Genomic DNA, 18861 nt, shown 5'->3' with positions numbered 1-18861 from the left:
CATTATGCAACCTGCTTATATTGTTAGTAGTGTAAGAACTGCGATCGCCAAAGCACCCCGCGGAAAGCTGCGGAACATGCGATCCGATGACTTGGGCGCGATCGTTCTCAAAGCCGCACTCGAAAAAGTTCCTGATCTCGATCTCAGTCAGATTGAAGATGTGGTTTTTGGGTGTGCCTTTCCCGAAGCAGAACAAGGATTCAATCTAGGGCGAGTGATTGCTCAACGGGCTGGATTACCTGACTCTGTAGCAGGAGCAACCGTAAATCGATTTTGTGCATCGGGACTGCAAGCGATCGCACTGGCACATCAAGCAATTGTGACCGAACAAGCAGCGGTAATGGTTGCGGGTGGTGCAGAGTCGATGAGCTTAATTCCGATGGGCGGGCATGATTTGTTACCGAATCCAGCTTTGATGTCAGAACTCCCTCAGGTGTATTGCACCATGGGAGCGACCGCAGAGAACGTCAGACAGCAGTATGATGTTTCTCGCGCCGATCAAGATGCGTTTGCACTGCGATCGCATCAACGCGCCATTCAAGCGACGCAAGCAGGGCGATTTCACGATGAGTTGATTCCGGTTCCCATCCACGAAACGGTTTACCAGGATGGTAAGCCTGAAGTTGTGGAAAGTATTCTGCAAACCGATGAAGGGCCGAGACCAGATACCAGTCTAGAAGCGCTCTCAAAGTTACCTGCGGTGTTTCGGGTAGAAGGAACAGTCACAGCCGGAAATGCTTCTCAAACTTCGGATGGTGCAGCAGCGACGATTTTAGTCAGTGAAGCGAAGCTGAAAGAATTCAAGCTTCAGCCTTTAGGACGAATGTTAGGATTTGCTGTTGCAGGTGTTCCGCCTGAAGTCATGGGCATGGGGCCGGTTTTGGCAATTCCTAAGGTTTTACAGCAAGTCGGTCTGGGATTAGAAGACATCGGATTGATTGAGTTAAATGAAGCATTTGCCGCACAATCCTTAGCCGTGATTCGCAAGTTAGGGCTGAACGAGGAGATTGTGAATGTGAATGGAGGCGCGATCGCATTAGGACATCCTTTGGGATGTACGGGAGCGAGGGTGACAGCAACCTTACTACATGAGATGAAACGCCGAGGTGTTCGTTACGGATTGGCTTCGATGTGTGTCGGTGGTGGAATGGGCGCGGCGGCAGTATTTGAAAGTCTGTAGCGCCTCTGATTCGGAGAATAAACTATGCTTCTCTTACAATTTGCACTCCTGATTGTCTTGCTACTGACGCTCGGATTTATCGGTGTGCCGCTTTGGATGTGGTTAGGATATGGCGCGATCGCGCTTTTTATCTTCAATGCATCCCTTTGGCTCTGGGGCATTTATGCTGCGATCGGGCTAATTCTAGCAGTGCCTCAAATTCGGCGACGAGTGCTAACAACACCAATCATGAAAGTAATGCGTGTCCCTAAAATTTCGGACACGGAACGTGCCGCGATCGAGGCTGGAACCGTCTGGATTGAAAGAGAATTCTTTTCAGGCGCGCCGGATTTTGAACGCATGAATCAGGCTATTTATCCTGAAGTCACACCCGAATTGCAGACATTCTTGGATACGCACGTTGAGCAAGTTTGTCAAATGGCAACAGATTGGGACATTCATCAGCGCAAGGATTTACCTGTCGCAGTGTGGGACTATCTCAAGCAGGAGCGATTCTTTGGCATGATGATCCCGATCGAATATGGCGGCTTGGGATTCTCGAACTTTGCCTATAGCAGTGTGATGGCAAAACTTGCTTCTCGATCGTTTATCTATACTGCAACGGTTGGTGTCACGAACTCTCTCGGTCCCGCTAAGCTATTGCTAAATTATGGAACTTCAGCCCAAAAAGATTACTACCTCCCTCGACTTGCAAAGGGTGACGAAATTCCTTGTTTTGCTTTAACCGAACCCACTGCTGGATCAGATGCCGCAAGTATCACTGCTAAAGGCATTGTATTTCGAGGAGATGAGGGTCAATTGTGGGTGCGATTGAACTTCCGCAAGCGCTATATTACCTTGGGCACGATCGCAACTTTAATCGGACTCGCCTTTAAGCTCTATGACCCAGACAATCTACTCGGCAAAGGGGAAGAGGTCGGAATTACCTGCATTCTGATTCCAGCGAATACAGAGGGCATGATTCTAGGCAAACGACACGATCCGATGGGCGTTCCGTTCTACAATTCCCCGGTTGAAGGTCGAGATGTGATTGTTTCAATTGATCAAATCATTGGAGGTGTAGAGCAAGCTGGACAAGGCTGGAAGATGCTCATGCAAACCCTAGCGGCAGGGCGAGGCATTAGCTTTCCGGCAAGCTGTACGGGAGTTGCGAAGTTAGTTACTCGCGTCACAGGTGATTATGCCAAAGTCAGACAGCAATTTGGTCGATCGATTGGTCAATTTGAAGGCATCGAAGAACCGCTCGCGAGAATTGGCGGACTGACTTATCTACTAGATGCGACTCGAAGCTATACAGCGGGTGCGGTTGATGCGGGTGAAAAGCCAGCGGTTGTTTCTGCGATCGCGAAGTATCAATTCACCGAAATCACGCGCAAATTAGTCAACGACGGCATGGACATTCTTGGCGGCTCAGGTATTTGTCGCGGGTCAAGAAATCTCCTAGCAAACTTCTACATTGCGATGCCGATTCCGATCACGGTTGAAGGCTCGAACATTCTCACACGCACCTTGATGATCTTTGGACAAGGTGTGATTCGCTGTCATCCTTATCTCTATGCGGAAGTGATAGCAATTGAAGCGGGAGATGCGATCGCATTTGATCAAGTCTTGTGGAAACACATCGGTTCGATCGTTCGGAATAAAGCTCGATCAATTCTACTCAGTTTATCTCGTGGCTATCTTGCTCTAGTACCCGGAACCAAATTCACAAAGCGCTACTATCAAAAGCTGGCTTGGTCTTCTGCTATGTTTGCGTTTCTCACTGATCTTTTGTTAATCGGTTTGGGGGGTTCGCTCAAACGCCATGAGAAACTGACCGGAAGGCTGGCGGATTGGCTATCGTGGATGTATCTTAGCATGGCAGCATTAAGACGATTTGCAGCCGAAGGAGAGCAGCCAGCAGATTTGATCTTTGTACAATGGGCAATGAACTATAGCTTTGCTCAAATGCAACAAGCTTTAGAAGGGATTCTAGCGAACTTGCCAATTCCGACGATCGCCCGATCAATTCTCCTGAGCTTCGTTAGAATCAATCCGCTCAGCACCATTCCGACTGATACACTCGGAAGTCAAGTTGCACAAGCATTACAAACGACCGGAGAAAGTCGTGACCGGCTCACGGCTGGCGTTTACATTCCCACGCATTCTGATGAAGCATTGGGACGATTAGAGCAAGCATTTCGGCTTTGTGAGCAGGCTGAAGCCGTGATCAAGAAGGTCAAGCAAGCAAGCCGCTCAGGACAGTTATCCCAAGAAAAAGGAGAAACATTAGTCGAGACAGCGCTGAAAATCGGAGTGATCACGCAAGCAGAAGCAGACTTAATGCGTTTGGCAGAATCTGCACGATTCGATGCCATTCAGGTCGATGCTTTTACCCTGCCGGAATATCAGGGAAATGGTGCAGCATTCGCAAGCAGTTTCTCTTCGCACATGAAGACCGCAGATTCCGCTAAACTTTCACTCATGTAAGCAGCTGCCGTCTAGCTTCCAAGGCGCTTAGGTTTTACCCAGGCTACATAGCCCAAAATCAAAAGTCCAATTGCAGAAGCAGGTCCCACAAACATATGGAGTGCTTGCTGACCGGTCGCGATCAAAGCAACGCCAAATCCTAGGGCAAACACATTGGAGAAGAGTAGAAACAAAAAGACCCGCCAATCTCGCATCACTACGTACCAGTTGTAGACAAAGATGATTGTAGGAATGAGCGAAATGAGTAGCATGAGACTTTTGCTGTCGTTCACCCCATAGCTCAAAGGTACAGCAATCAGGCTAGCAATGAGTAGGACATCCAGGAGCCGAGATTTTCTCAGTCCCAGTGCAATCAGACATATTCCTGCTGTAGTAAATGTGTAGAACAGGTGGTTAAGCGGAGAAATGTGGCTTTTGTAGAGCCAGTCATCGCCAATGTGTTCAGCAATTTCGTAGGACGTAGAGATCGCAAAGCAGGCAAACCCGCAGTAGATCAGCGGTAGTGATCTCAACTTAACGACGGTTCTATAAAATTCGCTGCGTCGAGAAAAGATCCAAATATTGATGGCAGCCACCAAATAGATAAAAAAATGCGCCGCAATGATGGCGACTTTTAAGGCTGTGGACATGGGTTGGCCTCCTAACCTCGCAAAATTCTCCCAAAAATGCACATGATAAAGCCCCAACTAGAGATATTTACAAAAGGCTTCTGATAATCAGTGTGAAGAACAGTGATGTTCTGAGTTAATACAGCTAAAGCAGAGGAGATGCAAAGCTATCCATCATTGTAAAGGACTTTTAGGAACCGCAAGATTAATTTATGCCCTTCATTGAAGTTGGTATGTCACTATCGTTGCTCGGAGGGATAACGCAAGCAGAAGCAGACTTGCAGACTTAATGCGATCGTCAGAATCGGCGCGATTCGATGGCATTTAGGTCGATGCTTTTACACTGCCGGAATATCAAGGAAATGGTGCAGCATTCGCAAGCGATTTCTTGCCAATTAAAAATCGCTGGTGTAGCTGTTCTCAGTATCGTTTTGCACTTAGTTCATGTCGCTATCGCTAACGGTTTTTAGACTCAATTCTACCGATCGACAACAATAGCTCTGCCCAATTACAGACCAAGCTGCTAAATCAAGTGCGTTAGGCTTTACAAAAGTTTATATAACGCCTTTCATTTTATGAATCCGAATTTGTTAGAAGCAACGCATGAGTACTGGCACAAACTGAATGAACTCGAAGCCGCTTACCAACGAGGGGAAGTCCCGATTGAAGAAGTCGATGCCAAAGTTAAAGGATTGATGACAGAGTTGGGGCAATCGCGACGAGCAGCGTTCAGCCATTTTTTCAGCGGAGTTCGTCGGCTGTGGGATGAGCAGCGAGAGACGATCGTGGGCGTTTTGGGATTGGGCGTTTTGACTTACGGGTGGATTGTTGCGCGCTAAAAGGCTGGCGATATCGAATTGCAGACATCAGACATCTGATGTCTGATGTCTGATGTCTGACATAAGGGGGATGAAGAAAGTGAGCCTAGTTGCGAATGATTAGACGGCTACCGTTTGAATTCACCTCCCAGGCTCTTTGCTGAATGACCAACTCAAATCAATACGTTCGCTACTCCCACGATGTAGAAGTCAAGCAATCGGATGAAGATAAACTCATCCGCCAAATTATGGACTCCGTTGCTCGGCAAGGACAAAAGGTGTTCGACAAACATCGTCATGCCATGCGCGGCGCTCATGCGAAAAGCCATGGCGGACTGAAGGGGGAACTGCAAGTTTACGACAACTTACCTACTCATCTTGCTCAAGGGTTGTTCCGCGAACCCCGCACTTATCCAGTGATGATTCGCTTCTCAAGTGTTCCGGGTGATATTCTACCGGATAGCCTTTCGACCTTTCGGGGCATGGCAATTAAGGTGATTGGTGTAGAAGAGCCGAAGCTTCTTGCTACTGAACCCGATGCTGTGACTCAAGATTTTCTGATGCTCAGCAGTCCGGTTTTTCCGTCAGGGAATCTTGCTCGCTTTCTCCCTGAACAGTTGCTTCAGGAAAAGGTAGTGGTCAGTGCTCCAGAGGAGGCGCAACAACTGTTAGGACTGACTGCCCGCATAGTGAATGCAGTCACTCAGAAAGTAGGCATCAACCTTTATCCGACTGCATTGGGAATTACGCAACCTGAAACTCATATTTTAGGAGAGACGTACTATACCTCTGCTGCCCTGCGCTATGGAGACTACGTTGCTAAGTTAAGCGCAGTTCCCCTCTCTGCAAGTCTCCAGATGCTGATCGACAAAAGAATTGAGATGCAGAGTGCTTCTACTCTGCGCGATTTGATTGTGGAGTTCTTTCGAGAACAGTCGGCTGAGTATGAGTTGCGTGTCCAGCTTTGCACTAATTTGAAGACCATGCCGATCGAGGATACTTCGGTTCGCTGGTTAGAGCAGGATAGTCCTTATCAAGCGATCGCTAAAATCACGATTGGGATGCAGGAAGCTTATAGTCCAGCCCGTCAAGTGTATGTGGATGAGGTACTGTCTTTCAGCCCCTGGCATACCATTGCCGAGCATCAACCGCTAGGAGCAATTCAGCGCCTTCGTAAGGAGGTGTATGAAGCTTCGAGTCGTTACCGCCATGAGATGAACCAACAGCCGAAGGGAGAGCCACGTAGTATTGAGGAGATGCCCGATTAGAAAGGATGCCTTCGAGGGATTACTTTGATTGGCGATCGCATCTGGACTTTCTTGTAACAGCAATCCTGCAAACTCCGACGACCTTGAAAAGAACACATTCAAAGTTAGGAAACTGCAAAAGCGAGTGATGCGATCGACAGCTAAGATAGGAGGTGCCGTGAGTTGAGCTTTGGAACTCAGGTATCAGCTTTGGGAGTCCGTGAATCAGCTTTAGCGGATCAAGGGTGGCTTTGGAAGGGTATTGAAAGAGTGCAATGGGTTACTTCAGGGTTAAACATGAAGGTTTTCTAAAGGAATAAGAATGACCTTTGGGGGCAGGGATATCATACGGACGTCAATCTGTATATCTTGCTGCACGGATGCTTTATACAGAAGATACTCTGCCTAATCTCTAACTTGAGGGTGTAATGTAGAAGTCAATCCGTCTAATCTATCAACTTGAGGCATTAGATGGAGCTTTTTTCTGTCTAATCCATCTAATTGGGAGAGATAGACAGAATGGAGGAGAGTACATTCCGTCCAATAACAAGTTATGCCGCCAGTTCCTTCTAGATCCCACCCTATAGCGGGTTATTAGTGTTAGGAAGTAAAATGGCACGAAAAACTGCTTGGTAAGCGACATTTACATTTTTGAGGTTAGTGTTTGATCAATGAATAAAATTAAGCAAGCCTTTATAACTAAACAAGCTTTTATTTTGTTTATTTATATAATTCTTGTTCTTGATGTGGCGTATAGAATTTTTAATAAAAGTAACGCAATTTTAGACTGGCAACTTGTAGCGATTTTAGGGCTATTAACTTTTGCGACATTAGGAGATCGGATAAGCGAGTTAATCATAGGTAAGGAAGGTATAACTTTGAAACAGAGTATTGATATTCAGGTTCTTGAGGTCAAGAAGGATGCAGAAGACATTCAACTGATTAACGAGACTGGCAATGCTAGATACATAGAGGGGCTACTCAAGAGAGCAGAAAGCCCAGAGCGGGATGTTTGGTCAAAACTCATAATTTACAGGTTATCCTTGAGAGCTTTAACTCGGCAAATATGTAAAGCTCAAGGAATGCAACTTGGAGACGCTCCATCACTCACTAGCATGATTGACTTCATGGGTGACAGGGGTTTGATTACTGCTCAATTTAAGAATGATCTTAACTTTATAAGATCTTCGACGTTCTTCTTTGAGTGGGGTACAGGAAATCCACCAACCATAGAAGAAATAAAGCGAGTTTTAGAGATAACACCACAAGTACTGAAATACTTGGAGTACATGATTGAGAGAAGCCAAACGGCATAACAACGGCGCTACACCGGAACGTTCCAAATTTGTTGGTTGAGTTACGAATGTTATTTGCGTCCGGTGAGCGAGAGCGTATTAACGATCGCACCCCACCTTTCTAAAAATCCACTTTCCACTGAGTGAATGTCACTTCGAGAATGAGGTCACTTTGCTCCTAGAGTCAGTGAGGTTCACTGCTGAAGTGAACTGTGTTCACCGCTGAACTGAATTAAGATCGCTTCTGGAAAAAAGGTCAGTTTGCCTCCCGCATCAGCAAAGTTCAATGCTGGAACTAACTCAGTTCACCCCTGTCCTAAATCCGGTTTATTGCTGAAGTCAAACCAGTTCACTTCCAACATGCGTCCAGTTCACTGCCGAGGTGAGTGAGAGTGATCTCTAAAGTGAGTAGAGTTTACTTCCAATGGGAGCCCAGTTCACTGGCAAAGCCTTTCTGATCAAAGTCGCACCAAAGCCTCGCCCTTTGTAAACCCTGCAATCTGCTAAGCAATGTTCTTTCCGCAATCGCACCTGGGCAAGCTGAAAGCAGTCTCGCAATCAACTTCTACAGTATGTCCACGAGAAAAAGCACCAATGGTACAAGTAATGGCAATGGGTCTGCAGTTCCTGCGAAGTTGCGCTCTGCGCTAACCACATCCACCCCAGTCACCTTTCTATCTGAAACCTCTCTGTCTGCTGACATGAGTTCCTTGAGTCAAATCAACCGCGATGAAATTCTGCAACTGCTCACACTACTGCGGGACAAGTTACCCCCCTTGCGCGATCTCACCGCAGAAGAACGTCGATCGCTCTCCGGCATGGGCGACAAAAACCGCAGCTTTGCGGGCAAAGTCCTAGAAGTGATTCTGCAAGACCCAGAATTCTTGCCGCGCTCCTTTGATGTGAACCAGTATCAACGCGATTTGGCAACCTTCGATGATCTCTCTACGATCGCGCTTGCCCTCACCCGATTGCTCGATCTGGTCAACGCGACTGCGACCGCAATCGGTTCAGAAGTCTACGACGATGCCCTGTCTGCCTATCGCTATGCCAAAGCCAGTGGTCAAGGGGCAAGCCTAGAAGCCATGATGACCGAGATGAAGCAACGGTTTGCCCAACAAGGCAAGAAGAAAGACAAAGAAGCTGAAAAACCAAAAGTCAAAGAGTGAGCGCGAACACCCAGAGCACCGCGATCGCACACTTACATTATTTAGAGGAGCCAGAAACTGATCCCTGGCTCCTTTTTGTTGGAACTGCGATTACCCGAAGGGGAACTTGCTTCGCAAACGCGATAGATCATACTCAAAGTCCCCCATTCTGGGGGATTTAGGGGGCGAGAATCTGTCGCATCCACAAATCAATCTGGTATCAAATTGTGGGATGTACCCATGCCAAGCTAATTCATCTTTTCATTCAGTAACACCGCAAAATTAGATAGGAATGGCGATCGTCATCCCAGCGCGGCGCAATCGTTCTGCTAAAACATTCCCTAAACCTGTCACTGGCGTGAGAATGCCTCCTCTCGACAAACCGCCAGGTAACTCATCGATTTGAAGCACCAGGCTCAAAGCAGCTTCACAGACGAATTTGACAGTCGCTCGATTGCCAGGGTCGCCTTGATCTCGAATGATGCCTCGCACTTTGCGTCCATCAGATGCAGTGCCGACTAATTCACAAGAAAACCATCCCTCGTTCATCGTTTGCTCAGAGGGCCCACTTCCCGGCTGAGGCAAAATCGGTTGGATCAGCGATCGTAGAGCAGATTGCTGCAATGCTCCCATCAATAGCGCAAACCCTGTCGTCAAACCAACTGCTTTCAGCCCTGCCAGGGGTTCATCCAGTTTGAGATACTCTTGATAGGCGAAATCGGCACCATAAGGTTCTTGCCACTCCTCAAGCAAAGCGCAACTCCGACGAACAATGCGGGTGTTGACAGGTGCCATAAAGAAGGGAGCAATCCAAGTGTTGAGATCTGGATCAAAAGAGGGAAGTTGTGGGTCACGATTGCGCTCGATCTGAGGTTGAGTCTGATTTTGAGATGGATTCAGCAAGAAGGGTTCATTCATTTGTGTTAGCCCTCGTGAATCATAGAGGTTGAACGCAGACGCTAGTGTGCCTCCATTGAAGCCTCCAAACGCCTGAAAGTAAGCGTTCACCTGCTGACAGGGCAGATGCAATACCTGTTGGATGTAGCGAACAATCAAGTAAGTGCCCAAATCGGATGGGACAGAATCAAAGCCACAGCAGGGAATAATGCGGGTGCCATCGAGTGCGGCTTGAGCATGGTAGCGATCGATGAGCGTTCTCACCCAAGGCGTTTCTCCGGTAATGTCAACATAGTGCGTTTTGAGTCGCACACACGCATCCACCAGGGCATTCCCGTAAAGTGCAAAGGGGCCAGCCGTGGTAAGAACGACCCGTGTTTGAGATGCGATCGCATCAATTGCCTGCTGATCGTGACTGTCAGCAACTAGCACATCCACAGTTACGCCGATTTCACCTCGAACTGCTTCTAACTTTTGACGATTTCGCCCTGCGATCGCCCAGCGTACCGATTCAGAAGTGGCATACCTGGCAAAATATTGCACGGTCTGTTTGCCAACAAATCCACTTGCACCATACAGAACAACATCATAGGAACGTTCAGACATCACAAAAACCCTCAGCAGCAGGACTTCAAACTATAAAGGTGGCGCTAGATCAGGCAGCGACTCAAGAAACGAGAGCGGTTGACTCATCTGCTTCGCAAACCCCAGAATTGCCTGATCTCGATGTTCATAAAGCAACTGACCCTGAGTATCAAACAAAAACGTTGCACCGCGCTGCGTGAGATATGCCGAGTTAGGGACATAAGTTTTCCAATGGCTCAGCACTTCTGTCATATTTCGCAGTCGCAAAGTGGCGAGTTCAAACGGACGCTGGAAACCGCTACCCCCCGCCCATCGAAAGGTAGAGCCTTTAAGCGGTGGGAGCGGTGGCGCTTTGACAGTCTCTTCATCTGCGATCAATTGTGGGGCTTGTCGATCGCCTCGATAGCCTCGAAAGACTTCCGCTAGGGTTCCAGGGCTACCTATGCCAGCACACATCAGCCATAGATTGAGCCAAGCGTTTTGTGATGGAGAGAGCCAGGAAAGCTTGAGCGACAATCCAGGAGATAGCTCAAGTTGCTGATGTAGTTCCGCTGTCGGATCGACAAAGAGGCAATCGGGAGAAAAACCTGTATATGCACAGAACTTCTCGCCGGATTTAAGATCGCCGATTCCAACGGCGCGAACCACAATTCCGGCTGTTTGGAGTAATTGCACCTCTCGCTGTATCCACCAAGCGTATTCGAGACTGTCGAAATCCCCCAGTTGTGACCAGAGCAACACAAGTGTTCGAGGAGTGGAATCACATCCCTCTAGGATCGGAACAGTAGCTCCATCACTGATGCGTTGGCGTTTGGTTTGGCTCAAGCGATCGTATAAGTCCATAGTGAGCAAATATACAAATAACAGTGCGTTAAGTCGTCAGAGAAACCTCTTCACTCGCCTAATCTTGGCACTTAGGCAACTAGGGAGACTTTTTTAATCGGTAGATCGGCAAGTGGAACTTTAATTGCTTCTGAAAAAATTGCCCACTGATCCAGCATCATCGACGGTTCTGCATCTCCTCGCTCCCATTAACGTAACGATGGTCGGACTCATGAGCAGTATTATCGCCTGTCTCACCCAGTTCGGTCTTCCTCTTTCTGTTAATTCCGCCTCCTTGCCCAGCGGAATTTAGAGCAGTCGCTAGAATTCTTGACTAGAATTCTTGAGATAAGGGAAGGTGAGAGATTGTCAACCTACGATCGTGCTAAGGCAGTTCGCTGAAGAATTTGATCCAGCCCAATATGTAGATATAGCAATCCTAAATGAATTATAAATGAGGCTTTGTCGCTCCGTTTCAGTATGCTTCTGCCCCCTAAATCCCCCATTCTGGGGGACTTTGAAACTCAACGCCTCTTGCTCAAAGTCCCTCACTCGTGGGGGATTTAGGGGGCGCGATCAACTACGCATCTCACAAATGACTTAGGATTGCTATATATAGTAAATCGGTAAGTTCTAATGCAGGCGAAGCCTCTATATCGCCGCGTTGAGAGGAAATCAAGATGGCTGTGATCGACAAACTTGAAATCAGGATTGCGGATATCACTAAACTCGAAGTTGATGCGATCGTGAATGCTGCAAATAGCTCTCTTTTGGGCGGCGGTGGCGTTGATGGAGCGATTCACCGCGCCGCAGGTTCACAATTGGTTAAAGAATGTCGGATGCTGAGGGGCTGTCAAACTGGGCAAGCTAAGATCACCAAAGGCTATCAACTGCCTGCAAAGTTTGTGATTCATGCAGTCGGCCCTGTTTGGCAAGATGGCAGAAAGGGTGAACCAGAACTCCTAGCCTCTTGCTATCGTGAAAGCCTGAAATTGGCAATTCAACATGAAGTGAGAACGATCGCATTTTCGGCGATTAGTTGTGGCGTTTATGGCTATCCGATCGAGCAAGCTTGTGAGATTGCGCTCCGAGAAACAATCAGCTTTCTGCATGAGAATGACGCGATCGAAAAAGTAGTTTTCGCTTGCTTCAGCTCCGAAGTCTACAGCGCGTATCAAACTGCTTTGACTACGATCGAGTAACTGGTCTATCTTTTCAGTTTTACAAAACGACCGCAAGTATAACAAAGCATCCTTGCTTCTCAAAGCACTTGTCAGAAACATCACAATTAAAGCAGAAAGAGCCAGAGAACTAGCTCGATTGCAGATCCGCCAATAGGAGGTTTATTCGCTCTGCTACATCTGCTCTACCTTCTGCTGGAGCATCGCGCAGAAAAACATCAATAATAAACCAGCGACATAAGAGCGGATCGACGGACACGAGATGTAGCATCACCTGATTGAGAACTTCGGTGAGTAGTGCATCCGGCAGACGACGCAGTTCATTGCGAATTACGATCGCTTCTTCCAGGTTTTGGCTCTGACCCACTTTCAGCACAGCTTTGACGACAGAATCGACTAAGCGATTGAAATCTTCGGCGTTGGGTTCTTGGTTGAGCGACTGACCTTTCAAAAGCTGATTCCTTTCTTCGTTAAATTAGCGGGATCTAGGCTATCGATTTAGCGGAATGCTGAGCGAGACGTTATAACCCTCCCTGGCAAAACCTTAGCTGATAGCAGGAAGTTATCCTCTATCTAAAGATAGAGAATAAGATAGAAAGCAGCGAAAACTACCTCTATTGGTAGAGGTCATTTATAGACATGGAAGATGGATAATGAGTTCGGAATACGTCTCTGGTATCGAATTGGGGCAGAGAAAATTCTGATTTTGGCTTAAACTACCTGCCTACCTTGCCATGACAACTGCACCTCTCACCAGCGAACCGGATAATCTTGACCTTCAGCAGCTTCTCAGAACGCTGGTTGAAGTGAAAAAGGGCAATTTCTCCGTCCGAATGCCGATCGAGCAAACCGGAATTGCAGGGAAAATTGCCGATACGCTCAATGACATCATCGAGATGAATGAGCAAATGGCAACCGAGCTAGACCACATCAGCACCGTGGTTGGCAAAGAAGGCAAAATTAGCGAACGTGCTGCGATCGACAATGCGCGGGGGGCATGGAAGGCATCGATCGGCTCTGTGAATACGCTGATTACAGACTTAGTACAGCCCATGACCGAGACAACGCGGGTGATTCGGGCAGTAGCAACCGGAAATTTGACTCAAACGATCGCGACTGAGATTGAGGGCAGACCCCTACAAGGGGAATTTCTGCAAACGGCTCAAATCGTCAACACCATGGTCGATCAGCTTAATTCCTTTGCTTCGGAAGTGACGCGGGTGGCGCGGGAAGTGGGAACCGAAGGAATGTTGGGGGTGCAGGCAGATGTGCCCGGAGTCGCGGGTACATGGAAGGATTTGACCGATAGCGTGAACTCGATGGCGGGCAATCTCACGGCTCAAGTACGGAATATTGCTGAAGTGACGACTGCGGTTGCAAATGGCGACCTATCCAAAAAGATTACGGTCGATGTCAAAGGTGAAATCCTAGAGTTGAAAAACACGATCAATACGATGGTGGATCAACTTAACTCGTTCGCTTCGGAAGTGACACGAGTTGCCCGCGAAGTGGGAACCGAAGGAAAGTTGGGCGTGCAAGCAGATGTCCGAGGGGTTGCTGGGACGTGGAAGGATTTGACCGATAGCGTGAACTCGATGGCAGGCAATCTCACGGCTCAAGTGCGGAATATTGCAGAAGTGACGACTGCGGTTGCAAATGGCGACCTATCGAAGAAAATTACGGTCGATGTCAAAGGTGAAATCCTAGAGTTGAAAAACACCGTTAATACAATGGTGGATCAGCTTAATTCTTTTGCTTCGGAAGTGACGCGAGTGGCGCGAGAAGTGGGAGCAGAAGGAAAGCTTGGCGGTCAAGCGCAGGTCAAGGGCGTTGCCGGGACGTGGAAGGATCTCACTGATAGCGTGAACTTTATGGCGGGGAGTTTAACCGCACAAGTGAGAAACATCGCTGAAGTGACGACTGCGGTTGCAAATGGCGACCTATCGAAGAAAATCACGGTCGATGTCAAAGGCGAAATTCTTGAACTGAAGAATACCATCAACATCATGGTGGATCAGCTCAATTCTTTTGCTTCGGAAGTGACGCGGGTAGCGCGGGAAGTGGGAACTGAAGGGAAGTTAGGGGTGCAAGCTCAAGTGCGTGGCGTTGCCGGAACTTGGAAGGATCTGACCGACAGCGTGAACTTCATGGCAGGTAATTTGACCGCACAGGTAAGGAACATTGCTGAAGTAACCACAGCCGTTGCAAATGGAGATCTGTCCAAAAAGATTACGGTCGATGTCAAAGGCGAAATTCTCGAACTCAAGAACACGATTAACACAATGGTGGATCAACTTAGTTCATTTGCCTCAGAAGTAACGCGGGTGGCGCGGGAAGTGGGTTCCGAAGGAAAACTTGGTGTCCAGGCAGATGTACGTGGCGTTGCCGGGACGTGGAAAGATCTCACCGACAGTGTGAACTTCATGGCAGGGAGTTTAACCGCACAAGTGAGAAATATTGCAGCCGTGACGACTGCGGTTGCAAATGGCGACCTATCCAAAAAGATCACCGTCGATGTCAAAGGTGAAATCCTAGAGTTGAAGAACACTGTTAACACAATGGTGGATCAACTCAATTCTTTTGCTTCAGAAGTCACCCGCGTGGCGCGTGAAGTGGGATCAGAAGGAAAACTAGGCGTACAAGCAGAAGTCAAGGGCGTTGCCGGGACGTGGAAGGATCTCACCGATAGTGTGAACTTTATGGCGGGGAGTTTAACCGCACAAGTGAGAAACATCGCTGAAGTGACCACTGCGGTTGCAAATGGTGACCTATCGAAGAAAATCACGGTCGATGTCAAAGGTGAAATCCTAGAGTTGAAAAACACCATCAATACGATGGTGGATCAACTTAACTCGTTTGCTTCTGAGGTCACCCGCGTGGCGCGCGAAGTGGGAACCGAAGGAAAGTTGGGCGTGCAAGCCTATGTCCGAGGTGTGGGTGGCACCTGGAAGGATTTGACCGATAACGTCAATTTGATGGCGGGCAATCTCACAGCACAGGTACGGAACATTGCAGAAGTAGCAACTGCGATCGCGAATGGCGATCTATCCAAAAAGATCACCGTCGATGTCAAAGGTGAAATCCTCGACCTGAAAAACACAATCAACACAATGGTCGATCAGTTGAGTTCCTTTGCCTCGGAGGTGACACGGGTCGCTCGTGAAGTAGGGACTGAAGGGAAGTTAGGCGGTCAAGCGCAAGTCGTTGGAGTCGCTGGAACCTGGAAGGATCTCACAGATAACGTGAACTCGATGGCAAGCAATCTCACAGCTCAAGTGCGAGGCATTGCAAGAGTGGTCACTGCGGTTGCTAACGGAAACTTGAAACTCAAGTTAATGCTCGATGCTAAAGGTGAAATCGAAACGTTAGCCGACACGATCAACGAAATGATTGATACGTTGGCAACGTTTGCAGAACAAGTTACCACCGTAGCGCGAGAAGTAGGAAGCGAAGGCAAACTGGGAGGACAAGCGAAAGTTCCGGGGGCATCGGGGACGTGGCGCGATTTGACTGACAACGTGAATGAACTCGCAGCGAATTTGACAACGCAAGTAAGAGCGATCGCTGAAGTCGCAACGGCGGTTACGAAGGGAGATTTAACGCGATCGATTTCCGTTGAAGCAAAAGGAGAAGTCGCGGTTCTCAAAGACAACATCAACCAGATGATCGCTAACCTGCGTGAAACGACGCAAAAGAACACTGAACAAGACTGGCTCAAAACCAACTTGGCGAAGTTCACTCGAATGCTGCAAGGTCAGCGCGATCTGGAGACAGTCTCCAAACTGATTCTGTCGGAATTAGCCCCCTTGGTTTCGGCGCAACACGGGGTCTTTTATCTGATGGAAGCGAGCGAGAATCATGCGCCTTATCTCAAGCTACTTAGCACCTATGCTTATCGAGAACGCAAGCACTTAGGAAACCGCTTCCAACTGGGAGAAGGACTCATCGGACAATGTGCTTTAGAAAAAGAGCGCATTTTGCTCACCGAAGTCCCGCCCGAATACATCAAAATTAGTTCGGGGCTGGGCGAAGCGACTCCATTCAATGCAGTTGCGCTACCTGTGTTATTTGAAGGGCAGGTGACGGCTGTGATCGAGCTTGCCTCGTTCTCTCGGTTTAGCGATATTCACTTGACCTTCTTCGACCAGTTAACTGAGAGTATTGCGATCGTACTCAATACGATCGCGGCTAGTATGCGAACCGAAGAACTCCTCAAACAGTCGCAATCTTTGGCAGAAGAACTCCAAAGCCAACAGAAAGAACTCACAGAAACCAATCAACGATTAGAACAACAAGCACAATCGCTGAAAGCTTCTGAAGAACTCCTCAAGAATCAACAGGAGCAACTCCAACAAACCAATGAAGAACTTCAGGAAAAAGCAGAACTGTTAGCGGTACAAAACCGAGAAGTTGAGCGCAAAAATCAAGAGATTGAGCAGGCGCGTGGATCGTTGGAAGAAAAAGCCGAACAGCTCGCCTTGAGCTCTAAATACAAGTCTGAGTTTCTAGCGAATATGTCACATGAGTTGCGAACGCCGCTCAACAGTCTATTAATTCTTGCCCGTCTCTTTGCCGATAACACTGAGGGCAATCTAACGGATAAGCAGATCGAGTATGCCCGAACCATTCATTCTTCTGGAAACGATTTGCTGGGGCTAATTAATGACATTCTGGATCTAGCGAAAATCGAATCGGGAACAATGTCGCTCGATCCAGAACCAATGACATTTACTGACCTGCGTAACCATCTCGATCGCACCTTCCGGCAAGTTGCCCAAGATCGCAGTCTTGATTTCCAGATGCACTTTGATCCGCAGTTGCCGCGCAGTTTGTACACCGATGCGAAACGGCTGCAACAAGTGCTGAAAAACTTGCTCTCGAATGCCTTCAAGTTTACTGAACAAGGTCAAGTGAGCTTCAGAGTAAGTCTTGCGTCTGGGGGCTGGAGTTTTGATCAAGACACCCTGAACCGTGCCGATCGTGTGATTGCCTTTGCCGTTTCTGACACTGGAATTGGCATCGCTCCGAACAAACAACAGGTGATTTTTGAAGCATTTCAGCAGGCAGATGGGACGACCAGCCGTAAGTACGGCGGTACAGGCTTAGGCTTATCGATCAGTCGGGAAATTGCTCGATTGTTAGGTGGCGAAATTCGATTGCAAAGCGAACTAGGGCGGGGGAGTACTTTTACACTATATCTACCCCAAAGTGATAGCGGACGTTGGGATTCATCCAGGTCTGAGTCAGCACTCTCCGCTTCCCAACCTTCGGTAGCTCGGTCTACGGCAATGCGCTCAGCCTCCGAAGCTCCAACCCCTACCAGCAATCAGTCAGAAACAGCGATTACGGTGTTTGAGCGTGCGATCGAAGATGACCGAGACAGCATTCAGCCGGAAGACCTGACCCTGCTGATTATCGAAGACGATGTGAATTTTGCTCGAATTCTACTGGATTTAGCACGGCAGCAAGGCTTCAAAGGTATCGTTGCAACACGCGGCAATGTTGGTCTAGAACTAGCACAACAGTTCAAACCTACGGCAATCATGCTCGACATTCGCCTGCCCGTTCTTGATGGATGGATGGTGTTAGATCGGCTGAAGCACCACAATGACACTCGCCATATTCCCGTTCACATCATGTCCGTTGAGGAGGGCTTACAACGGAGTTTACGGCAGGGTGCGATCGCTTACCTGCAAAAGCCAGTGAACAGTGAATCTCTACTCAATGCTTTGGCAAGCATCAAAGAATTCGTCGAGCGACCAATGAAGAGTTTGCTCGTTGTGGAAGATGATGACGTGCAACGTCGAAGCATTGTTGAGTTGATTGGCAGTACGGATGTAGTCAGTACTGCTGTAGCAACTGGGGCAGAAGCGCTAGAAATGCTGCGATCGCAACGCTTTGATTGTCTTGTTCTAGATCTAGGGTTGCCCGATATGGATGGATTTGCCTTCCTGGAGCAAGTCAAGCAAGAGCAGGGCCTCATCCATTTACCCATTATCATCTACACCGGAAAGGAGCTTACCGCTCAAGAAGAACGAGAACTGCGGCGCATTTCAGACACAATTATTCTCAAGGATGTACGATCGCCAGAACGCTTGCTTGATGAAACTGCCTTGTTCCTGCACCGCGTGCAAGCGAACTTACCGGAAATGCAGCGACAGATGCTAGAGCGATCTCAACAGCAGGATACTACACTTGCAGGCAAGAAAATTCTCATCGTGGATGATGATATACGGAATATCTTTGCCTTGACGAGTGTACTAGAGCGTTATCAGATGGAGATTCTCTATGCAGGAAATGGTCGAGAAGGCATTACGATGCTGCAAGAGCATCCAAATGTTGATTTAGTGTTGATGGATGTAATGATGCCGGAAATGGATGGCTATGAAACAACCCGAGCGATTCGACAAGTCAACCAGTTTTTAGACTTGCCGATCATTGCACTGACTGCAAAAGCGATGCGGGGCGATCGAGAAAAATGTATGGAAGCCGGAGCATCAGACTACATCACTAAGCCTGTCGAAACTGATCAACTCCTCTCTGTACTTCGAGTTTGGCTTCAGCGCTAGTTCTATTCTTTCCATGAAACTCCCCTATGCCTCCTGCACTCA

12 protein-coding genes are annotated in these 18861 nt (G+C 48.1%); 8 read left to right on the top strand and 4 right to left on the bottom strand.

The window, feature by feature from the left end; translation table 11 throughout:
* Nucleotides 1-4: 4 nt before the first annotated feature.
* Together NC980_RS12405 and NC980_RS12400 are read left to right on the top strand one after the other, a co-directional pair.
* Entirely contained in the window at nt 5-1180 is a 1176-nt protein-coding gene (locus tag NC980_RS12405) for an acetyl-CoA C-acyltransferase (RefSeq protein ID WP_190375309.1), read from the top strand.
* 24 nt (nt 1181-1204) lie between these two features.
* The gene (locus tag NC980_RS12400; protein ID WP_190375308.1) at nt 1205-3649 is read left to right on the top strand and encodes an acyl-CoA dehydrogenase; all 2445 of its coding nucleotides are present in this window, start codon (nt 1205-1207) and stop codon (nt 3647-3649) included.
* 11 nt (nt 3650-3660) lie between these two features.
* On the opposite strand, the gene NC980_RS12395 is transcribed toward NC980_RS12400, so the two are convergent.
* Nucleotides 3661-4278, bottom strand: a complete 618-nt coding sequence (locus tag NC980_RS12395; protein ID WP_190375307.1) for a hypothetical protein — start codon at nt 4276-4278, stop codon at nt 3661-3663.
* A 554-nt stretch (nt 4279-4832) separates the two neighbouring features.
* Here NC980_RS12395 and NC980_RS12390 point away from each other — a divergent pair.
* From NC980_RS12390 to NC980_RS12375, 4 genes are all read left to right on the top strand, one after another.
* Nucleotides 4833-5096 (top strand): hypothetical protein, encoded by a 264-nt coding sequence (locus tag NC980_RS12390; RefSeq protein ID WP_190375306.1) that lies wholly within the window; start codon nt 4833-4835, stop codon nt 5094-5096.
* A 143-nt stretch (nt 5097-5239) separates the two neighbouring features.
* Nucleotides 5240-6343, top strand: coding sequence for a catalase family protein (locus NC980_RS12385; protein ID WP_190375305.1), 1104 nt, complete (start codon nt 5240-5242; stop codon nt 6341-6343).
* Nucleotides 6344-6993: 650 nt separating this feature from the next.
* Nucleotides 6994-7638: a hypothetical protein gene (locus tag NC980_RS12380; protein WP_190375304.1), complete on the top strand. Its 645-nt coding sequence runs from the start codon at nt 6994-6996 to the stop codon at nt 7636-7638.
* Nucleotides 7639-8189: 551 nt separating this feature from the next.
* On the top strand, nt 8190-8786 hold the full coding sequence (locus NC980_RS12375) for a hypothetical protein (protein WP_199298373.1): 597 nt from the start codon (nt 8190-8192) through the stop codon (nt 8784-8786).
* A 261-nt stretch (nt 8787-9047) separates the two neighbouring features.
* Here NC980_RS12375 and NC980_RS12370 read toward each other — a convergent pair whose 3' ends face one another.
* Complete coding sequence (locus NC980_RS12370; RefSeq protein ID WP_190375303.1) at nt 9048-10268, bottom strand: saccharopine dehydrogenase NADP-binding domain-containing protein; 1221 nt, start codon at nt 10266-10268, stop codon at nt 9048-9050.
* Nucleotides 10269-10298: 30 nt separating this feature from the next.
* On the bottom strand, nt 10299-11090 hold the full coding sequence (locus NC980_RS12365) for a peroxiredoxin-like family protein (RefSeq protein ID WP_190375302.1): 792 nt from the start codon (nt 11088-11090) through the stop codon (nt 10299-10301).
* Nucleotides 11091-11749: 659 nt separating this feature from the next.
* Here NC980_RS12365 and NC980_RS12360 point away from each other — a divergent pair.
* Nucleotides 11750-12271 carry an O-acetyl-ADP-ribose deacetylase gene (locus NC980_RS12360; RefSeq protein ID WP_190375301.1) on the top strand — a complete coding sequence of 174 codons (522 nt, stop codon included), beginning with the start codon at nt 11750-11752 and terminating at the stop codon, nt 12269-12271.
* A gap of 109 nt (nt 12272-12380) precedes the next feature.
* On the opposite strand, the gene NC980_RS12355 is transcribed toward NC980_RS12360, so the two are convergent.
* On the bottom strand, nt 12381-12701 hold the full coding sequence (locus tag NC980_RS12355) for a hypothetical protein (RefSeq protein WP_190375300.1): 321 nt from the start codon (nt 12699-12701) through the stop codon (nt 12381-12383).
* Nucleotides 12702-12984: 283 nt separating this feature from the next.
* On the opposite strand from NC980_RS12355, the gene NC980_RS12350 reads away from it, so the two are divergent.
* Nucleotides 12985-18819 carry a HAMP domain-containing protein gene (locus tag NC980_RS12350; RefSeq protein WP_190375299.1) on the top strand — a complete coding sequence of 1945 codons (5835 nt, stop codon included), beginning with the start codon at nt 12985-12987 and terminating at the stop codon, nt 18817-18819.
* Nucleotides 18820-18861: the final 42 nt, after the last annotated feature.

The organism is Leptolyngbya sp. AS-A5, from assembly GCF_039962495.1.
Taxonomy (GTDB): domain Bacteria; phylum Cyanobacteriota; class Cyanobacteriia; order Leptolyngbyales; family Leptolyngbyaceae; genus Leptolyngbya.
Note: the sequence above shows the minus strand (reverse complement) of the source record. Positions and strands in the feature narration are given on the sequence as shown.

Bases quoted from the DNA above. Each gene is read 5' to 3' on its own strand.
- NC980_RS12385 (WP_190375305.1), top strand. From the start codon at position 5,240: ATGACCAACTCAAATCAATACGTTCGCTACTCCCACGATGTAGAAGTC.
- NC980_RS12405 (WP_190375309.1), top strand. From the start codon at position 5: ATGCAACCTGCTTATATTGTTAGTAGTGTAAGAACTGCGATCGCCAAA.
- NC980_RS12350 (WP_190375299.1), top strand. From the start codon at position 12,985: ATGACAACTGCACCTCTCACCAGCGAACCGGATAATCTTGACCTTCAG.
- NC980_RS12375 (WP_199298373.1), top strand. From the start codon at position 8,190: ATGTCCACGAGAAAAAGCACCAATGGTACAAGTAATGGCAATGGGTCT.
- NC980_RS12365 (WP_190375302.1), bottom strand. From the start codon at position 11,090: ATGGACTTATACGATCGCTTGAGCCAAACCAAACGCCAACGCATCAGT.
- NC980_RS12395 (WP_190375307.1), bottom strand. From the start codon at position 4,278: ATGTCCACAGCCTTAAAAGTCGCCATCATTGCGGCGCATTTTTTTATC.
- NC980_RS12370 (WP_190375303.1), bottom strand. From the start codon at position 10,268: ATGTCTGAACGTTCCTATGATGTTGTTCTGTATGGTGCAAGTGGATTT.
- NC980_RS12390 (WP_190375306.1), top strand. From the start codon at position 4,833: ATGAATCCGAATTTGTTAGAAGCAACGCATGAGTACTGGCACAAACTG.
- NC980_RS12360 (WP_190375301.1), top strand. From the start codon at position 11,750: ATGGCTGTGATCGACAAACTTGAAATCAGGATTGCGGATATCACTAAA.
- NC980_RS12380 (WP_190375304.1), top strand. From the start codon at position 6,994: ATGAATAAAATTAAGCAAGCCTTTATAACTAAACAAGCTTTTATTTTG.
- NC980_RS12400 (WP_190375308.1), top strand. From the start codon at position 1,205: ATGCTTCTCTTACAATTTGCACTCCTGATTGTCTTGCTACTGACGCTC.